Raw genomic sequence first — 17,529 nt, forward strand, 5'->3', positions numbered from 1 at the left:
GATCGCCGCGAGAACTCAGTCGGCGTCCAGTCGAGCGACGTAGGGGGTGGACCCCGTGGACGTGCCTGCCACGATCCAGAAGCCACTCCCGCGGCCAGGGGACGGTAGGGCGATCTGCACCGTGGCGTCTCCTGAGTCATCCGCCGTGACCTCGTTGAGGAAGACGATGTCCTGAGCTGAGGGTCGGCGCGCGTCCGCAGGGCTCGCGACGATGAAGAGGCCAACCTGCTCGCCGGCGGCGTCGGCGCCCGCGTGCAGGGTCACCGTCGTCACTCCGTCCTGCCCGCTGACAGCCTCGTGGTCAATGTATCGCCCGGGCCCGCCCGGGCGATCCCGGTCAGTGACGACTGGTCCCACGGACCGGGCGCTCGTGACCGGCGGTCCAGCGATCGGAGCGGTGTCGACCGGCACACCGACGACCTGGGCCGTTTCCGGCGCGGCACCGCCGAGCACCGGGCGCTGGACGCTCTCGTCCCAGGCCCAGACTGTCTCGAGGTCCCACCCCAGTGCGGTGGACCAGGTCGATGCGGATTCCACCTCTGCCGCCGTCAGGGTCTGCCCGTTCAGCGTCGTCGGCCCTTCGTCCGGGTTGCTCTGGGTCGCGGCGACCAGGGATTCCACGGCGTGGTTGCCGTCGAGCGTTGCGGACTGACCCGACGCGGAACGGGCGACGACGCGCTGTGCGTACGCTTCCGCCGTCACCGTGGGGTTCAACGCGACGCTCGAGCGTACGACGGTCTCGCTGTCCCGCGCATACCCGGTGATGCCCCCGGCTGTCGTGCCGACCGCTTCGACCGCCCCGGTCGCGAGCACCCGTTCGGTCAGACTCGGGCTGTCCGCGACGCCGATGATCCCGCCCGCGTAGTTGGTCACCGTCGCGGTCACGTCTGCCGTCGAGTACGAGTCTCGGATCGTCCCGAACGATGTTCCGACGATCCCGCCCACCCGGGACGGGCCTGCCACGGATCCGTCGGTGTGCACCCGCTCGAGCGTCCCTCGGTGGACGTTCACCAGGATGCCGGCGTCAGTGGACGCGCTCGTGACGGTCCCGGTGATGCCGATGTCGTGGATGATTCCCTCGGCGCCGATCGACCGGAACAGGCCCCCGGAGTCCGAGGTGAAGCCCGTCAGCACGTACCCCGCACCGTCTAGCTCACCGGTGAACGGTGCGATCACGCCCAACTGTGGGACGTCGATGCCGGTCACGTCGAGGTCCGCGGTCAGCCGGTAGCGCTCCGTCGGCCAGTCCGCGACTTCCTCGAGGTCCGCGGCGTCACCGAGCAGGTAGAACCCGCCGGAGTCCTGTTCCAGCGCCGGACCCTCGGGTTCGGTCGGGTCAGAGGTGACATCCTCCACTGCCGAACGCAGGATGGGCCGCTGCCCGACCGTGCTCCACTGCCACACAGCGTCGAAGTCCCAGCCGAGACCGTCGTCCCAGGTGGCCTGGCTCTGGGCATCCTCAACCGTCCGTGTCTCGCCGTTCAGCGTCGCCGGTCCGGTCGCCGGGTTGCTCTGTACCGCCGGGACCAGGGTCTCCACTGCGTAGTTGTTCACCAGCGTGGGCGTCTCGCCCGAGCGGGTGCGAGCAACCACGCGCTGCGCATAGGCAGACGCCGAGACCGACGTATTGAGGGCGAAGCTCTCCCGTACCACCGTGCCGGCGTAGGAGTAGCCGGTGATACCGCCGGCGGACTGGTCACCGACCGTGTGGACAGCCCCCATCGCATAGGTGCGCTCGATGCTGCTGCCGGCGCGCGGGACGGCCGCGATGCCGCCGGAGTATCGGCCACCGGACGCCGTGACGTCGGCGAGGGAGTAACTGTCGGCGATCAGCCCACTGTGACTGCCGACCATCCCGGCCACATAACTCGCCCCCTGCACAGAACCGGAGGTGAAGACGCGTTCGATCCGGCTCTCCGCCGTCGACTCGTTGGCGACGATGCCGACCATCCGCTCCTCGCTCACGATGGCGGCATCGACGATCGCGAGATCATGCACGGAACCGGCCAGGACACCGAAGAGTCCACCGGTGGAGGAACTCAGCCCGCTGATCGTGTGCCCGGCGCCATCAAAAGTCCCGGTGAAGGCAGCCGTCCCCGCGCTCGGGGGTGTGGAGCCGGTGAGGTCGAGATCGGCAGCGAGCACGTAGTCGTACTCCGGGAAAGGTCCGATCTGATCCAGGTCCGCCACTTCGTCGACGATGTACGCGCCGTCGGCGTCCTGCGGCAGGTCCGGGAGCGGAACGGGTGGCACATCCTCCGGGGATGCACGCAGGATCGGCCGTTGACCATCGGCGCTCCAGCCCCACACGGTGGCGAAGTCCCAACCGAGGCCCTCGAAGAACGCCTGGGTGCGAACCCGAGGAACACTCACGACGGCGCCCTTCCAGTTGTCCGCGGCAGGTGGCTCGCTCAGACTCTCCCCGCTCACCGGGACGGCTGCGCTCACGTGGTTGTCCGCCAGCAGGGCCATATGCCCGCTGCCGACCCTGCCGATCACTGCGTGCGCATAGCTCGGCGCGGACACCAGCGAGTTCAGCGAGACGACATGCTGGACTGCTGTCTCCTCGTAGCCGTAGCTCACCACCCCTCCCGCGTTTCGGGTGTCGGCAACCACGGCGCCAGTAGCCAACACGTTCGCCGTGACCGACCCGCTTCGGGCGATGCCGACGGTGCCGCCCGCATACAGGCCGGTGGCCCGGACGTCTGCCGTGGAGTAGCTGTCCACGAGGGTGCCGTGATGGTCACCGACGATCCCGCCGACGCGCGAGGAAGCGGTCAAGGTCCCCGCCGTACGGACCTGTTCGATCGTGCCGTGGTTGACATCGGCGAGGAGACCGGCATTCGTCACCTCGGCGGTCACCTCACCGTGGACGACCAGGCGGCGGATCGTGCCGTGATTGTCGGCGAACAGGCCCACGCCCTCCCCCGGTGGCGCGGTGTAGCCACTGATCGTGTGCCCCCCACCGTCGAACACCCCGGTGAACGTCACCAGGCGACCGAGCTGGGACATGGCCACGTCGGTGAGGTCGATGTCGGTGACGAGGAGGTACTCGCCGGCGGGGTCGTGGGCGATCTTCGGCAGATCGGCGGCGCTCTGGAGGAGGTACGGGTCCTCTGCCGTCCCACCGCCGTCCAAGCCTTCACGCACGGTCATCGCCGGGACCAACGGCGCTGCGGAGGCAAGACTGTCCCAGACGAACAGGCGTACCGTCTCGCTGGGTTCGACCGGGAGCGGGCTGTCGAAGGTGACGAACTGCTCGCGGCCCCGGTGGTCCAGGGCGACGTCGACCGTGCGCAGATCCACCATCTGCTCTTGATCGCGGTCATAGGTCGCAGCGGCGACAGTGAGATCGTCCGGGCTGCCGGCGTAGCTGAGGAGCCCCACCCCCTCCATCTGGCGATCGACGATGTCGGTCGAGGTGACCTGCCAGTGGTCCGTCGGCTTGGTCACGGTGAAGGTGTCCACGGTGCGGCCGTCGAGGGTGTAGGCGGTCATCTGCAGGCCCTCGTCAGTGACCTCGAGAACGCTGCCCATCTGCGTGTCCTCGTCGAACACCACGTCGTCCCACCACTGCTCCACGTTGTCGCGGAACTTGGGACCGGCCGACCCCATGGTCACCACCGTGGTCCCGAGGGCTTCCTCCTCGGGCGTCTCGGCGAGTCGGTCGTCGAAGATGGTGGACCGCTTGTAGACGTGGTCGTGCGCCCCGATGTAGAGGTCGACCCCCAGCGTCTCGAGCGCAGCGGTGATCTTGGGGCGGTCCGCTGCGAGCGCTGCGTCCTCGGCGTGGTACCCGCCGTAGTAGGAGTAGTGGCCGACGACCACGTTCCAGTCCCGCGTGGACGAACGGATGTCCTCGGTCAGCCACGCCAGCTGGGCATCGATACCGGCGGTCGAGTTGAGCACGGCGAAGTGGATGTCTCCGCGGTCGAACGAGTAGTTGCTCTCCCCGATCGCCCCACCCTCCGGTAGGTCGTACATGTTCGAGAAGATCGCCGTCCGCTCGGCGGTCTGGGAGTTGTAGTCGAGGTCGCCGTAGGTCTCATGGTTGCCGGCGACGGGCGCCACCTGGAGATCGAGCCCGTCATAGACGTGCTCGAAGACCTCGTCCCAGTACTGTCCACGACCGCCGTTGTCCACCAGGTCGCCGGTCTGCAGCACGGTGCCGCCGCCGGGCGCCTCGGTCTGCAGGCGGTCGAGCACATCACGCAGCAGTCCGAGCTCGTCGGTGTCATGAGAATTGACCTGCAGGTCGCCGACGACGTAGACGGGTTCGTTCTGACCGCCCGCGGCGACGAACTCTCCTTGAACCTCGGTCCAGGCGGACTCGTGGCTCGCCTCGGGAGCGGCGCCGTCCACTGCGACACCGAACCGGTAGACATAACGCTCGCCGTGCTCCAGCCCGGTCACGCCGAACTCGTGGCTGCGCAGCGTCTGCCCGGTGATGGAGTGCTGGTACACCGGCTCCTCGTTGCCGATCGTGTTCACCTCGTACGGGCGGTCGTTCGTCGAGGTCAGCACCTCGGCGCCGCTCCAGTCGTCCTGACCCGCGGGCCGGACCTGGGCATAGACCGTCTCGATACTCCGGTCGGTCGAGACCGCGATCCCCGTTCCACCTGGCTGGTCGGAGACTGCTGCGGTGCTCCCGAAGTACTGGAACACCCCGTCCGGATCGAGCACGTGCGTATCGATCGTGATCCGCAGCAGCTCGGCGTTGATGTTCCCGGTCGCGTCTTCCGCCTTCACCACCACGAAGTGGTCGTCGTAGCTGCGCACCTGGAACGAGCCGTCGGTCACAGGGACCTCACCGGCTGCGTCGTACACCTCGAAGCTGACCGTGGGTGTCTCACCCGAGTCGTCGGTCGCGGTGACAGCAGGCAGCGCGATCTCCTGGCCGTACACGGCATGGTCCGCGACGTCCCCGGCGATGGTGATCACTGGGGCGTAGTTGGCCCCGCGGGTTGTCTCGCCCACCCAGATCGGTGCCGAGACCACGAAGTCGCCGTCAGCCTGGTCGGCACGGACATAGTAGAAGTCACCATCGGCGAGCGCGAGGTCGACGGACAACTCGAGGGTGTTCCCGCTGACGTCGTCGAAACTATGGGCGACCTCGCCCCCGTTGGTGAGCAGCTGGACCGAGGTGAAGGCCTCACCGGTGTCGGGCTCCGTGAGCCGGACGTCGAAAGTCGTCGAAGTCGTCCCCGCCGGGAGGACGGAGCCCATGATGGCGTCTCCGGCCCCGAAAGCGAGGACGGTGTTGACGTCCTGCGTGGAGTAGACGCTGCGGTCCTGCATGGCGGCGTACAGCCCGTCCAGAGAATGTTCCCTCGCCCAGATGCCGGTGATCGACTCGCTCGAGGTCACCCAGTTGGCGGAGTGCTCGTCCCCGTTCCACACCGGTCCGAGGTGCCAGCCGACGTCCAGCGCGTTCTGGAACTCGGCGAACTGCGCCTCGTCCCGGACCTCGATGAGCTCGATGCGTTCATCGACGACAGGGTCCAGGCCGTTGAAGTCGAAAAAGTTCCCCTTGCCCGTGGACCGGGGGTGGTTGAACTGCGCGATCGCATCCGGGTCCAGCTTGAGGCGGGCGAAGAAGGTGTACATGTCGTACTTCAGGTCACCGGTACCGAAGCTGTTGGCGAAGCCGTCGCTGTTACCCTGCTGCGTCGCACGAGCCGTGGCGTGCCAGTCGGTGTTGAACACGTTGATGTGCCCGGTGCCGTCGTACCAGGTGTTCTCGATCGACGGTACGGCGACCAGGTCGTCCTGGCTGGCGTTGTACGCCTCGGCCTGCTCGTGCACCCACCGCCATTCCTCGGAGTCAGCGTCCCGCCAGTCGTCGATGAAGTCGTCGCCGTTGCGGATGTCCCACATCACGTCGTGCTCGCTCACGGCAAAGAAGTCCGCCTCGGTTTCCGCGGCGACATGGTCGAATGCATCCGGGGGCAGGTGCACACCGTCGCTCACCGACGTGTGGGAGTGGAACTCGCCGGTGAAGAGCTCGCGTTCCAGGTAGGCAGGACGGTCGGGCTCCTCCGCCGCAGCGGGTTGAGCGAGCGGCTGGAGACCAGCCATCCCGATCAGGCACCCAAGTGCAATCGCGGACGTCATTCGTCGACCCATCGGGACCTCCTGGAGGCCCGGCTTTGGGCCATGGAACTTATTTACCTTCGCCCGACCCTATTGGTTCTTTCTTTACGAGACAAGGGGTCCGGGCAAGGGCGCCCGTCCTTTCATCCAGCGTTCAACCGGCAATACCTCATCCGTTAACCCGCTGTCCACGTGTCGATCGACAACCGCCTTCGCGTCGCTGCTGAACAGGACGAACCGCACCAATTCCACCGACCCAGCCTGGAATCCGGACACGGCCTGGACGGTTATCCGGGCGACATCGCTCATCGCCTACCCGTAGACCCCGCCGCTCACCGCCGGGAACGCCACCGATGCCGCGCTGAGTTCCTCAGCCACCCGCAGACTCTCGATGAAGCAGGCTGGAGTTCGCCGCATTCACGACGGCGTCCACCGCTTGGGTGGTGATGTCACCGACGATGGCCTCGAGTCGCACGGTGCCACTGTGGCAGAGCCGTCTCGCCGTGGCCACCGGCGCGTCACTCCTATGCAGTTCCACCAGCCGAAGGAGGAATTACATGGCAAGCAATCTGATCATGCCTCCACCACCAGCGTCACCGGCCCGTCATTGACCATCTCCACGGCCATATCGGCACCGAACACCCCCGTCGCCACCGTGACGCCTCGCTCCCGCAAGGCGTCCACCACCGCCCCCACCAACGGTTCGGCCACCGGACCGGGGGCGGCCGCTGTCCACGAGGGGCGACGCCCCTTCTTCGTGGATCCGTACAGCGTGAACTGACTGACCACGAGCACCTCGGCGCCAGAATCTGCCACCGACTGCTCATCCCGCAGGATCCGCAGCTCGGCGATCTTGCGGGCCACCGTGTTCGCCTGGGCGGCAGTGTCCTCGTGCGTCACACCCACCAGCGCACAGATACCCGGGCCGATCTGCCCGACCATCTCCCCGTCCACCGTCACCGACGCGCGGGTGACGCGTTGCAGTACCGCCCTCACGCCACACCACCGAACGCCAGGGCGCCCGCACCGAACCCCGGAGAGACCCGGCCCACCGGTTCCCCGTGACCGAGCACCGGCACCCGCTCCCAGGCCCAGTCCTCCACGGGCTCGACCCCCAGCTCCCGCAGCACCGCCCCCAGCACCACCGGCCGGGGGCGGGCAGCACCGTCCGAGACCTTGAAGGCCAGCGCGCGCCCGTCCGGCAAGGCCCCGGCGTGCACCCCGTCGGCCCCACCCTTGAGGATCAGCCCCGGCACTGCGCGCATCGCCTCGGTGTCCTCCCGCCCGGTACCGGCCACCAGGAACGGGTGGGCTCGGATCGCCTCCGCCACCCGGTGCTCGGCCGTCCCCTCCTCGGCGGCAGCGATGCGCGCGAAGGCGCCGGCCAGGCCACGCACCGTCGTCGACGGTTGCGGCGCCCCGCACCCGTCCACGGCCACATGGGCCTGCTCCACCTGGGTCAGCTCGGCGATCACCGCCAGCAGATGCCGCTGCAGCGGATGCTCCGGATCCAGATACCCGGCCACCGGCCATCCCGCCGCCACGCAGGTGGCCACCATCGCCGCATGCTTGCCGGAACAGTTCTGCGTGATCGGCTCAGGTCCGCGACCTCCTCGCTGCCACGCCCACGCGGCGGCGTGGTCGAGCGGCAGGTCAGGTGTGTTCGCGAGCGCCGTCGCGTCCAGCCCCACCGACTCCAGGATGCCGAGCGCGACCTCCCGGTGCCGGTCCTCACCATTGTGGGAGGCACATGCCAGCGCCAGCTGCTCGACCGTGAGGGACACCCCGGCGCGGAGCATCCCCACCGCCTGCAGCGGCTTCAGGCACGAGCGGGGGTAGATCTGCTGCTCCGGCTCCCCCAGCCGCAGCGCATCCCGCCCCGACGCGTCCAGAGCCACCAGGTGCCCGGTATGCACCGACTCGACCATCCGCCCGCGCACCACCCACGCCAGCACCTGCCCGGGTGCGGGAAGGCTCACCACGGACTGGAACCGCCACGCGATCCGTAGTCACGGACCGCCGGGCGCACGTCGGCAAGGTACACCCCGGCCATCACACCGGCGATCAGGCTGAACAGCAGTCCGGAGAAGGCCCCGACCACCGCCAGCCACGCGAGCAGCGCCGCACCCCCGGACATCGCCAGCCAGAACACCTTCGTCCGCTTGTCCGCACTGACGAATGCCTGAGACGGCCGGATCGCGGCGTCGATGAGCGCCCACAGCGCGAGCGCCATCGCCGAGAAGCCGAGGAGCTGGAAGACGTAGAACTGGATGAGCGCGATCACGGATCTGAGCCTACGCGAGCGCAGCCAGTCGCCGCGTGAACGCATCCACGTCCTCGCGAGGGGTGTCCCAGGAGCACATCCACCGCACCTCCACCCGCTCCGGATCCTCGCCGGGCCCCCAGTCGTAGAAGGTGAACTCCTCCCGGAGTGCGGCCGCCAGCGTGCGCGGCACGGTCGCGAACACCACGTTCGCCTCCGTCGGCTGGGTCACGAGCACTCCGGCGACGGCGGAGCTCGCCTCCCGCAGCCGTCTCGCCATCGCGTTGGCGTGGGTGGCGTTACGTCGCCACAGCGGGTCGGGTCCACTCAGCAGGGCGAGCAGCTGGGCGGCCACGTAGCGCTGCTTCGAGGCCAGCTGCATACTCGCCTTGCGCACCATCTCCACCCCGGAGACCGCGTCCGGATTCAGCACGAGGACCGCCTCGGCGAGTGCGGCGCCGTTCTTGGTACCGCCGAAGGAGACCACGTCCACACCGCAGTCGGCGGTGATCTCCCGCAGGCTCAGCCCGAGCGAGGCGGCCGCGTTCGCGAGCCGGGAACCGTCCATGTGCACCGCCATCCCGACGGCGTGAGCCGCCTCGGCGACGGCACGCACCTCCTCCGGGGTGTAGACGGTCCCCAGCTCGGTGACTTGCGTGAGGGAGACGGCCAATGGCTGGGCGCGGTGCACGTCCCCCAAGTCGGCGGCGTAGCGTTCGATGGCCGCCGGTGTGAGCCGGGCATCGGCTGCGGGGACCGGGAGCACCTTGATGCCACCGACCCGTTCGGGTGCACCGTTCTCATCGGTGTGCAGGTGAGCGTGCTCGGTGGCGATCACCGCGCCCCATCGGGGGAGCATCGAGGTCAGGGCGACGACGTTCGCGCCGGTGCCGGTGAGCACCGGATACACCTGGGCACGCTCGCCGAAGGTGAGGCGGACGACGTCGGCGAGGGACGCCGTCAGCGGGTCCGCCCCGTACGCCGGGGCCGGCTCGCTACCCACGGCTGCGAGCGCCTCGAGCACCTCCGGGTGCAGGGGTGCGTAGTTGTCGGAAGCGAGCTGGATCATCCGGTCAGCCTAGGAGGCCGATCGTCCTCGACGTCCGGGCCGATCTCGGCGAGCGCGCGGCGGGCCTGCTCGGCGGACATCCCGGTCATCTCCAGCAGGTCCACCACGAGGGAGCGCATCAGCACCACCAAGGTCTGGGCGCGCCAGCCGGTGAACGTCGGCGGGTCGAGCTCGGCCGCGACGGCGAGCAGCTGGTGCCGCAGTCCGGAGGGCTCGGACCCGGAGCCGAGCGCGAACGCCAGGTCGGCGGCGGACTGGGAGAGGGTGGCGAGCAGGCGTGCGAGCCGCTCCTGCTCGGTCATCTCCTGCGCGGCGGTCCAGGCGCGGCGGGTGATGACGCGGGTGTTGCGCATGGCCCGGTCGCAGAGGGTGGCGGCGCGCTGCAGCCGCAGCAGGTCGGCATCGTGCCGCAGCCGGCTGGGGGTGAACCGGGTGGCGGCGAGGGCATCGCGCACGAGGGTGCTCCACTCGTCGATCACGCCTTGGGAGCCGCGGGCGCGGGTGAGGGCGTCGTCGACCCTCTCCTCGTCACCGGTGCGGATACCTCGGGCGACGTCGGCAAGGGTGAGGGAGACCTCGGTGAGGCCGGAAGAGGCGAGGTTGCGGGCACGGCGGCGGACGTCGATCGGCAGCAGCGAGGCGACCAGCAAGGCGAGCGCGCCACCGATGAGCGCGTCCAGCCAGCGGCCGATGCCGTCCCCGCCGAGGGTGGGCGGCAGCGCGATGACCACGACGGACTGCACCCCAGCCTGCATGGCCAGCATCGCCGCACCGTCGATGAGGCGAGCGACGGCGACCGCGGCGGCGAGGACCACGAAGATCTGCACCGGGCCGGAGCCGATGACTGCGCCGACGACCTCCCCGGCGGCCACGCCGACGGTGACGCCTAGAGCTAGCTCGGCCACCTTGCGGGGACGGCGATCGGCGCTGAAGCCGAGCGAGACCCAGGCGGCAATGGCCGCGAAGATGGGGATCTCGTGACCGACCACCCAGTGGGCGATGCCGTAGGCGGCCCCGGCCGCGAGTGCCCCGGTGACGATCGGCCAGGCGTCACCGCGCAAACGTCGCCACCCGCGCCGCAACCGGCCCGAGAGCGCTGCGCGTGCGGCCCTGAGCCGCCCACGTGACCGGACCGGTGGCCTGGGGCCGTTGTGGCTGTCGGGGCTCGACGGGCCGGCCGGCATCGGCTCAGAGGGTCCGGCGGCGCAGACCCGTGGCGGGAGCCTGTTCAGGCCTGCCGGTGCCCTGACCCTCAGGACTGACGATGACCTCCTGGGCGGCGGCGATCGGTCCTGCGGTCAGCTCGACGGTGGGGTCGACAGAGCGCTTGATCACCGCGAGCGCGACCGGCCCGAGCTCGTGGTGGCGCACCACGGAAGTCACCCTGCCCACGGCACGCTCCCCCAGGCTGACAGCGTCACCCACCTCGGGCAGGACGTGCTCGCTGCCGTCGAGGTGCAGCATCACCAGGCGCCGGGGTGGACGCCCCAGGTTGAACACACGGGCGATCGTCTCCTGCCCGCGGTAGCAGCCCTTGTTCAGGTGGACGGCGGTGCGCAGCCAGTCGAGCTCGTGCGGGATCGTGCGCTCGTCGACCTCGCGCGCTAGGCGAGGGCGCCATGCGGCCACACGCAGCGCCTCCCACGCCCAGGCTCCGGCCAGGCGGGCACCGGCGCCCTCGGCCGAGGCGACGATCTGCTCGACCTGGTCGCGGCCGACCAGGTGCAGGCGAGGGTGCCACTGGCTACCGGGGTGCTCCTCCTCGGCCGGTCCGTACCGGGTGGAGCCGGGGGACGTGGCAGGCCACGGGTCGCTCCAGGTCAGCGCAGACCCGTCGTGGGTCAGGGGCGTCTCGGCGAGGGAGCTGAGGTCGGGTCCGTCCGTGGTGGTGCCGAGTACCGCGGCATCCTCCCGGACTGCGACCTCGACCCGGAGCATGAACCGCATCGAGTCCAGGAAGTCCGCCAGAGCCTGGGCGTGCCCGGTCTCGGTGACCAGCCAGGCCGTCTGACCGTCGTCGGTGACAGCGGCTGCGTGCTGGATGCGGCCGTTCGGGTCGAGCAGCAGCAGTTCGGTCCCGGCACCGGGAGCGAGGTCGATCACCTGCGAGGAGAGCGTGTTCAGCCAGGTGAGCCGGTCCGGGCCGGTCACGGTGACCACGCCCAGGTGGGAGAGGTCGACCACCCCGATCCCGCGTTCGAGGGCGCGCTGCTCGGTCACGGGGTTGCCGTAGTGCGCGGCCACGCCGGTGTCGGGACCGGCGGCGGCGACCGCTCCAGGTCGGTTCAGCAGGCTCATGTTCTCCTCAATGCAGGTGGCGGAGTCGGCATTCCCGGACACAACTGACGGCTGTGGGGAACTCTGTGCCAGATGTGGCACGCACATGCCCTGGACCGTCAGTTCTGTCCGCCCCTCATCCCTGCCGCTGCAGGCGCCCGGAGGAGTAGGACTGCATCTCGTGGCCGAATGCGGCGAGATCGGTGGCCCACATCAGCTCGGAGTTGACCAGTCCGTACATCCGGCGTGCGGCCGTGATCTCGGCGGCGGAGGCGGTGCGGGCGATCAGGTCGGTGGCCAGCGAGACCCGCGGCCCCTGGGCCACGCCGAGGTAGACGCTGGCGTGACCGGTGGGCTCGGTGAGCAGGACCTCCAGGTCGATGCGCGGCGGGTCACCGTCGGCAGCGGAGCTCTCCTGCGGGGGAACGCGCCAGTGACCCGACTCGGTGGCCCACACCTGGCCCGCCTGCATCGCTGGGACGTCGATCTCGCCCTCCAGGGAGGCGGGCGGGTTCTCCAGCAACCAGGTGGTGGCGGTGTACGCGAGGTAAGGGCCGCCGTCGGAGGAGAAGGTGGCCTCCACCAGGATCGGCCGCTCGTCGATGCCCGGGTAGGCGAGGAAACCGGGGCCGCGCCAGGTGCCGACCAGCCAGGCGATCGGGTAGGTCTCCGGGGCGAGGCCTTCGGGGATGGCGAAACTCATGCAAGCGATGCTACTCGCGCAGGCTGACCCGCCGGCTCACCGCTCAGCCCAGCAGCACCCGCCCGAGCACGTAGACCGGAACCCCAGCCACGGCCACCGGCAGCATCGCGGCGGCGAGCGCGGCCGTCGGACGCCCCGACGCCGGGAACTGGCCGAAGAGTGCGTGCACCGCAGCGATGAGCACTCCCGACGACAGGCCGATCAGCCCGCCCGCCAGCAGGCCGAGATCGGACAGCAGGGATCCCACGAGCAGGCCCGCGGCGGCGGCGATGACGATCGTGGTGGCCGATCCGAGCCAGCCGGGGATGGGCAACGCCGTACAGGCCGAGCCCGCGGTGATCGTCACCGCGCCCACCAGCAGTAGCGCGGTGGCCACCTCTCCCGTGCCCACGGCCAGCCATCCGGCTGCCGAGGAGACCACGACGGCGCCCGTCACCACACCTGAGACAGATTCCACCAGCCGAGGGCGTCCGTCCCGGCGGGTCAGCTCGTGCAGGAACGCGCCGACGACGCCCAGCCCGGTCGCAACGGCGACGTAGAGCAAGTCCTCCCAGATGAGGAGTGCGGTGAAGGCGGCTGCCGCGGTGGCCAGCAGCACCACGGTCGCGCCGCGGGGGGCGGGGAGGCCGAGCAGCCGGGGCCATCCGATCGCGAACACGGCCACGATCCCGGCGACGGTGCCCACGAAGAGGCCGCGCTCGCCGAAGGCGGTGATGCCGATGCCTGCTGCCGCCGTGGCCGTGACGACCGCACGGAACGTCCCGCTGATCATGCCTGGATCCACCTCACGGATGTGATCGTGTCACATCCTGCCGAGCGTCGTTGCCGGCCGTGGGGAGCGCGGCACAGCTCGGGGCCGTACCTGCAATAGAGTGAGCCGGAGTGATTCGGGAGGAGGAGCAGTGGTCGACCTTCTTCTGCTGACCCAGGAAGCCGGAGGGTCCGCGCGGGTGCTGCCGGCGCTGACGCTGCTGAGCCACCGGGTGCGGGTGGTGCCGAACGAGCCAGCGGCTCTGCTGGAGGCACCCGAGTCCGAAGTGGTACTGATCGACGCCAGGCACGATCTGGCTCGGGCCCGCGCGACCTGCCAGCTGATGCGCTCGACCGGGATGGAGGTCCCGGTGGTCCTCGTGCTCGGCGAGGGCGGGTTGTCGGTGGTACGGCCAGACTGGGGGGCGCACGACATCGTGCTCGCCGCCGCTGGTCCGGCCGAGGTGGACGCCCGCCTGCGACTGGTGGTGGGGCGCAGCCAGCTCGCTGCCGGCGACGACGACCCCGAGCAGATCGAGGCCGGCGACCTGACGATCGACGCGAGTGGGTACACCGCGCGGCTGCGCGGGGATGCTCTGGACCTGACGTTCAAGGAGTTCGAGCTGCTGAAGTACCTCAGCCAGCATCCGGGCCGGGTGTTCACCCGCGCTCAGCTGCTGCAGGAGGTGTGGGGCTACGACTACTACGGCGGCACCCGCACCGTGGACGTCCACGTGCGCCGTCTGCGCGCCAAGTTGGGTCCCGAGCACGATCAGATGATCGGAACCGTGCGCAACGTGGGATACCGGTTCGATCTGCCCCGCCATGCCCCCGGTGCCGAGGTTCCATCGGCTGATGAGGCCTGACGTCCACGTCCCGTTCACGCAGGCACCCCGCGCAGGCATCGGTGTGTGCGCCCTGTCCGGAGCATGTGTGCGAAACTGGATAGCGACGCCGGGTCGCACTAGCCCCGGGCTCCAACATCTGCCGCTACGAGCGGCCTTCGCGCCGTCAGGCGCTGGGCGGCCCGGCGTCCTCGAACAACTGGAGCACCGTTCCCTCCGGTGAACCTGGTGCGCCGCCCGATCTGGCGACCGGTGCGCATGCTCTAACCTGTGTCGCGTTGTCCGTCCCGATTCACACGTGGTTCTACCCCTGGGAGCCGTGGTGCGCTTTCGCCTGACCCCACGCGACGATGCGTTCTTCGACCTGCTAGCCGTGCTGGCCGGACATCTCGCACCCGGGGCGGACCTGCTCGCCCAGCTCATCGGCGATGACGGCCCCGACCGGGAGCGTTTCGGCCGGCGTCTGCGCGAGGCCGAGCACGAGGCCGACGACGCCGCCCATGAGGTGCTACGCCGGCTGAACCAGACCTTCGTCACCCCGTTCGACCGGGACGACATCTACCAGCTCACCTCCGCGCTGGACGACTGCATGGACGCGATGGAGGCCGCCGGAGATCTGGTGGTGCTCTACCAGCTCCACGACCTACCCCCCGGGGTCTCGACCCAGGTCACGGTGCTCCACCGGGCCGCGGAGCTGACGGCCGCCGTCATGCCGAAGCTGCGCACCATGGGTGAGGATGTGCGCTCGTACTGGATCGAGATCAACCGGCTCGAGAACGAGGCCGACCGCGCCTACCGGGAGCTGCTGGCACTGCTGTTCCAGAGCCCGCGGTACCAAGAGAGCCCGGCGGCGGTGATCGAGCTCATCAAGCTCAAGGGCGTGATCGATACCCTCGAACAGGCCGCGGATGCCTTCGAGCGGGTCGCCCATCTGGTCGAGGCGCTGTACCTGAAGGAATCCTGAGTGGAGCTCGCTCTCGTCCTGCTTGTGGTGGTGATCGCCCTCACCTTCGACTACACCAACGGGTTCCACGACGCGGCCAACGCGATCGCCACCTCCGTCTCCACCCGCGCCCTGACGCCACGGGTAGCCGTGGTGCTGGCCGCCGTCATGAACTTCGTCGGGGCGCTCCTGGGCACCGGGGTCGCCGAGACGATCGGCAGCGGGATCATCGACACCCCGCTCGGCAACTACGGGCTGGTGGTGGTGCTCTCGGCCCTCGTGGGCGCGATCGCGTGGAACCTGCTGACCTGGTGGCTGGGGCTGCCCTCCTCGTCCTCGCACGCGCTGATCGGCGGCCTGACCGGGGCCGGGGTGGCCTCGGCTGCCACCGTGCACTGGAACGTCATCTGGGAGCGCGTGGTGCTGCCGATGTTTGCTTCCCCGCTGGTGGGTTTCGTACTCGCCTATTTCCTCGTGGTGGCCGTGCTGTGGGTGGTGCGCAACGCCGCACCGGGGCGCACCACGCGCCGGTTCCGGCTGCTGCAGACCATCTCGGCGGCGGCGATGGCACTCGGTCACGGGTTGCAAGACGCGCAGAAGACGATGGGGGTGATCGTGCTCGCACTCGTGGCCGGTGGACTGCAGACGGGTTCGGAGATCCCCCTCTGGGTCAAGCTCGCGGCAGCGGCAGCCATCTCGCTCGGGACCTACGCCGGTGGGTGGCGGATCATGAAGACGCTCGGCCGCCGGGTGATCGAGCTCGACCCGGCCCGCGGGTTCGTCGCTGAGTCGGTCGCGGCGAGTGTGCTCTACACCACGGCGTTCGTGCTGCACGCACCCATCTCCACCACGCACACCATCACGGCTGCCATCACCGGCGTGGGGGCGACACGACGGCTCTCGGCGGTGCGGTGGGGCGTGGCCCGGCGGATCGTGACGGCCTGGGTACTGACGATCCCCGGGGCGGCCCTGGTGGCCGCCGGGATGTACCTGGTGCTGTCGCTGTTCATCTGAGCCACGGCCCGGCGTGCATGGGGAGTTCGACCCGTCACGAGGTCAGCACGCGACCTTCCGGATCCCATAAGGTAAGTCCGAGACCACGGGGCCACCCCCGATCTGTCACGACTTGGGAGAGTCTATGAACACCCGTACCCTGACCCGCTCCGCGCTCGCCGTCGTCGGCGTGGCCGGTCTGACCGCCTCGATGAGCGCCTGCAGCCTGCTGGGTGGGTCAGTCGCCTCGGCCGAGGTGGGCGCATGCGTCGACACCACGAGCATGGGCACGGAAGAGATCACTGAGATCCCGACCGTGGACTGCTCCGAGGAGCACGACGCGCAGGTCTTCCACAAGTTCGACATGCCGGACGGTGATTACCCCGGCACGGAAGGCATCCAGACCGCGGCTCAGGAAGGCTGCATCGCCGAGTTCGACGCCTTCGTCGGCGCCGCCTACGAAGACTCTGCGCTGGACATCAACTACATCGGTCCGAGCGCGGAAAGCTGGGACCAGGCTGACGACCGCGAGATCCTGTGCTTCCTCTACGCCATGGACGGCTCCACCGCCACCGAGTCCTGGGAGGGCTCGGGCATCTGAGCCACCCACCACGAAGGGCCGCACGCGATCGCGTGCGGCCCTTCGTCATTCCCGTCCCCGGTGAACTCCTCATCCCACCGCCGAAGCCCCCTCCAGGATCCGGCGATGGGAGGAGCAGTCCACCCAGGGCACTGCGTCAGCCCGGGCAGCCCGGGCAGCTCGGCGGCTCAGCCGAACCGGCCGGAGATGTAGTCCTCGGTGGCCTTCTGCGAGGGCGAGGAGAACATCGTGGTGGTGTCATCCATCTCGATGAGGTGCCCCGGTTTGCCGGTGCCTTCGATGTTGAAGAAGCCGGTGCGGTCCGAGACTCGCGCCGCCTGCTGCATGTTGTGGGTGACGATCACGATCGTGTAGTCGTTCTTCAGCTCGTGGATGAGGTCCTCGATCGCGAGCGTGGAGATCGGGTCCAGCGCCGAGCACGGCTCGTCCATGAGCAGCACCTCCGGCTGCACGGCGATCGCGCGGGCGATGCACAGGCGCTGCTGCTGGCCACCGGAGAGGGAGGATCCGGGCTTGTCGAGCCGGTCCTTGACCTCGTTCCACAGGTTCGCTCCGGTGAGCGACCGCTCCACCAGATCGGCGGCGTCGGAGCGGGAGATACGGCGGTTGTTGAGCTTGACGCCGGCGAGCACATTGTCTGCGATTGACATCGTCGGGAACGGGTTCGGCCGTTGGAACACCATGCCGATCTGGCGCCGCACCTCCACCGGGTCCACGTGCGGGGCGTAGAGGTCCTTGCCGTCCATGACGGCCTTGCCCTTGACGTAGGCCCCGGGGATCACCTCGTGCATCCGGTTCAGGGTGCGCAGGAAGGTGGATTTGCCACAGCCGGAGGGCCCGATCAGCGCTGTGACGGAGCGGGCTTCGATGGTCATGTTGACGCCCTCGACGGCGAGGAAGTCGCCGTAGTAGACGTTCAGGTCGCTGACGTCGATTCGCTTAGACACGGGCAGTCCTTCCGGGGGTCGCCGCGGAGGTCACGCGGCGGGAGC

14 protein-coding genes are annotated in these 17,529 nt (G+C 69.3%); 4 read left to right on the top strand and 10 right to left on the bottom strand.

The features are described 5' to 3' along the window. Nucleotides 1-15: 15 nt before the first annotated feature. The 9 genes from IM660_RS16260 to IM660_RS16305 form a co-directional block, all read right to left on the bottom strand. Entirely contained in the window at nt 16-6,114 is a 6,099-nt protein-coding gene (locus IM660_RS16260; RefSeq protein WP_193496847.1) for a metallophosphoesterase, read from the bottom strand. Nucleotides 6,115-6,666: 552 nt separating this feature from the next. Then, the gene (dtd, locus tag IM660_RS16270; protein WP_193496848.1) at nt 6,667-7,089 is read right to left on the bottom strand and encodes a D-aminoacyl-tRNA deacylase; all 423 of its coding nucleotides are present in this window, start codon (nt 7,087-7,089) and stop codon (nt 6,667-6,669) included. Further along, entirely contained in the window at nt 7,086-8,072 is a 987-nt protein-coding gene (locus tag IM660_RS16275; protein WP_246464997.1) for an asparaginase, read from the bottom strand. Before IM660_RS16275 ends, dtd begins: the two co-directional genes overlap by 4 nt. Beyond that, nucleotides 8,069-8,377, bottom strand: a complete 309-nt coding sequence (locus IM660_RS16280; RefSeq protein WP_246464998.1) for a DUF2516 family protein — start codon at nt 8,375-8,377, stop codon at nt 8,069-8,071. Before IM660_RS16280 ends, IM660_RS16275 begins: the two co-directional genes overlap by 4 nt. A gap of 10 nt (nt 8,378-8,387) precedes the next feature. Further along, complete coding sequence (locus tag IM660_RS16285; protein ID WP_193496850.1) at nt 8,388-9,425, bottom strand: threonine aldolase family protein; 1,038 nt, start codon at nt 9,423-9,425, stop codon at nt 8,388-8,390. Further along, nucleotides 9,422-10,609 (bottom strand): FUSC family protein, encoded by a 1,188-nt coding sequence (locus tag IM660_RS16290; protein WP_193496851.1) that lies wholly within the window; start codon nt 10,607-10,609, stop codon nt 9,422-9,424. The genes IM660_RS16285 and IM660_RS16290 overlap by 4 nt, the downstream gene beginning before the upstream one ends. A gap of 4 nt (nt 10,610-10,613) precedes the next feature. Further along, nucleotides 10,614-11,723, bottom strand: coding sequence for a CAF17-like 4Fe-4S cluster assembly/insertion protein YgfZ (gene ygfZ / locus IM660_RS16295; protein WP_193496852.1), 1,110 nt, complete (start codon nt 11,721-11,723; stop codon nt 10,614-10,616). 115 nt (nt 11,724-11,838) lie between these two features. After that, entirely contained in the window at nt 11,839-12,405 is a 567-nt protein-coding gene (locus IM660_RS16300) for a heme-binding beta-barrel domain-containing protein (RefSeq protein ID WP_193496853.1), read from the bottom strand. A gap of 43 nt (nt 12,406-12,448) precedes the next feature. Further along, nucleotides 12,449-13,177 (bottom strand): hypothetical protein, encoded by a 729-nt coding sequence (locus tag IM660_RS16305; protein WP_193496854.1) that lies wholly within the window; start codon nt 13,175-13,177, stop codon nt 12,449-12,451. A 130-nt stretch (nt 13,178-13,307) separates the two neighbouring features. On the opposite strand from IM660_RS16305, the gene IM660_RS16310 reads away from it, so the two are divergent. The 4 genes from IM660_RS16310 to IM660_RS16325 all read left to right on the top strand — a co-directional run bounded on the left by IM660_RS16310 (nt 13,308) and on the right by IM660_RS16325 (nt 16,537). After that, on the top strand, nt 13,308-14,021 hold the full coding sequence (locus tag IM660_RS16310) for a winged helix-turn-helix transcriptional regulator (RefSeq protein ID WP_193496855.1): 714 nt from the start codon (nt 13,308-13,310) through the stop codon (nt 14,019-14,021). A 301-nt stretch (nt 14,022-14,322) separates the two neighbouring features. Beyond that, nucleotides 14,323-14,964 (top strand): DUF47 domain-containing protein, encoded by a 642-nt coding sequence (locus IM660_RS16315; protein WP_193499471.1) that lies wholly within the window; start codon nt 14,323-14,325, stop codon nt 14,962-14,964. Beyond that, nucleotides 14,965-15,957, top strand: coding sequence for an inorganic phosphate transporter (locus IM660_RS16320; protein ID WP_193496856.1), 993 nt, complete (start codon nt 14,965-14,967; stop codon nt 15,955-15,957). A 124-nt stretch (nt 15,958-16,081) separates the two neighbouring features. Beyond that, nucleotides 16,082-16,537: a septum formation family protein gene (locus IM660_RS16325; RefSeq protein WP_193496857.1), complete on the top strand. Its 456-nt coding sequence runs from the start codon at nt 16,082-16,084 to the stop codon at nt 16,535-16,537. A 167-nt stretch (nt 16,538-16,704) separates the two neighbouring features. Here IM660_RS16325 and pstB read toward each other — a convergent pair whose 3' ends face one another. Then, nucleotides 16,705-17,484, bottom strand: coding sequence for a phosphate ABC transporter ATP-binding protein PstB (pstB, locus tag IM660_RS16330; RefSeq protein WP_193496858.1), 780 nt, complete (start codon nt 17,482-17,484; stop codon nt 16,705-16,707). Nucleotides 17,485-17,529 lie beyond the last annotated feature (45 nt).

Origin of the sequence: Ruania alkalisoli (assembly GCF_014960965.1) — a bacterium.
GTDB lineage: Bacteria > Actinomycetota > Actinomycetes > Actinomycetales > Beutenbergiaceae > Ruania > Ruania alkalisoli.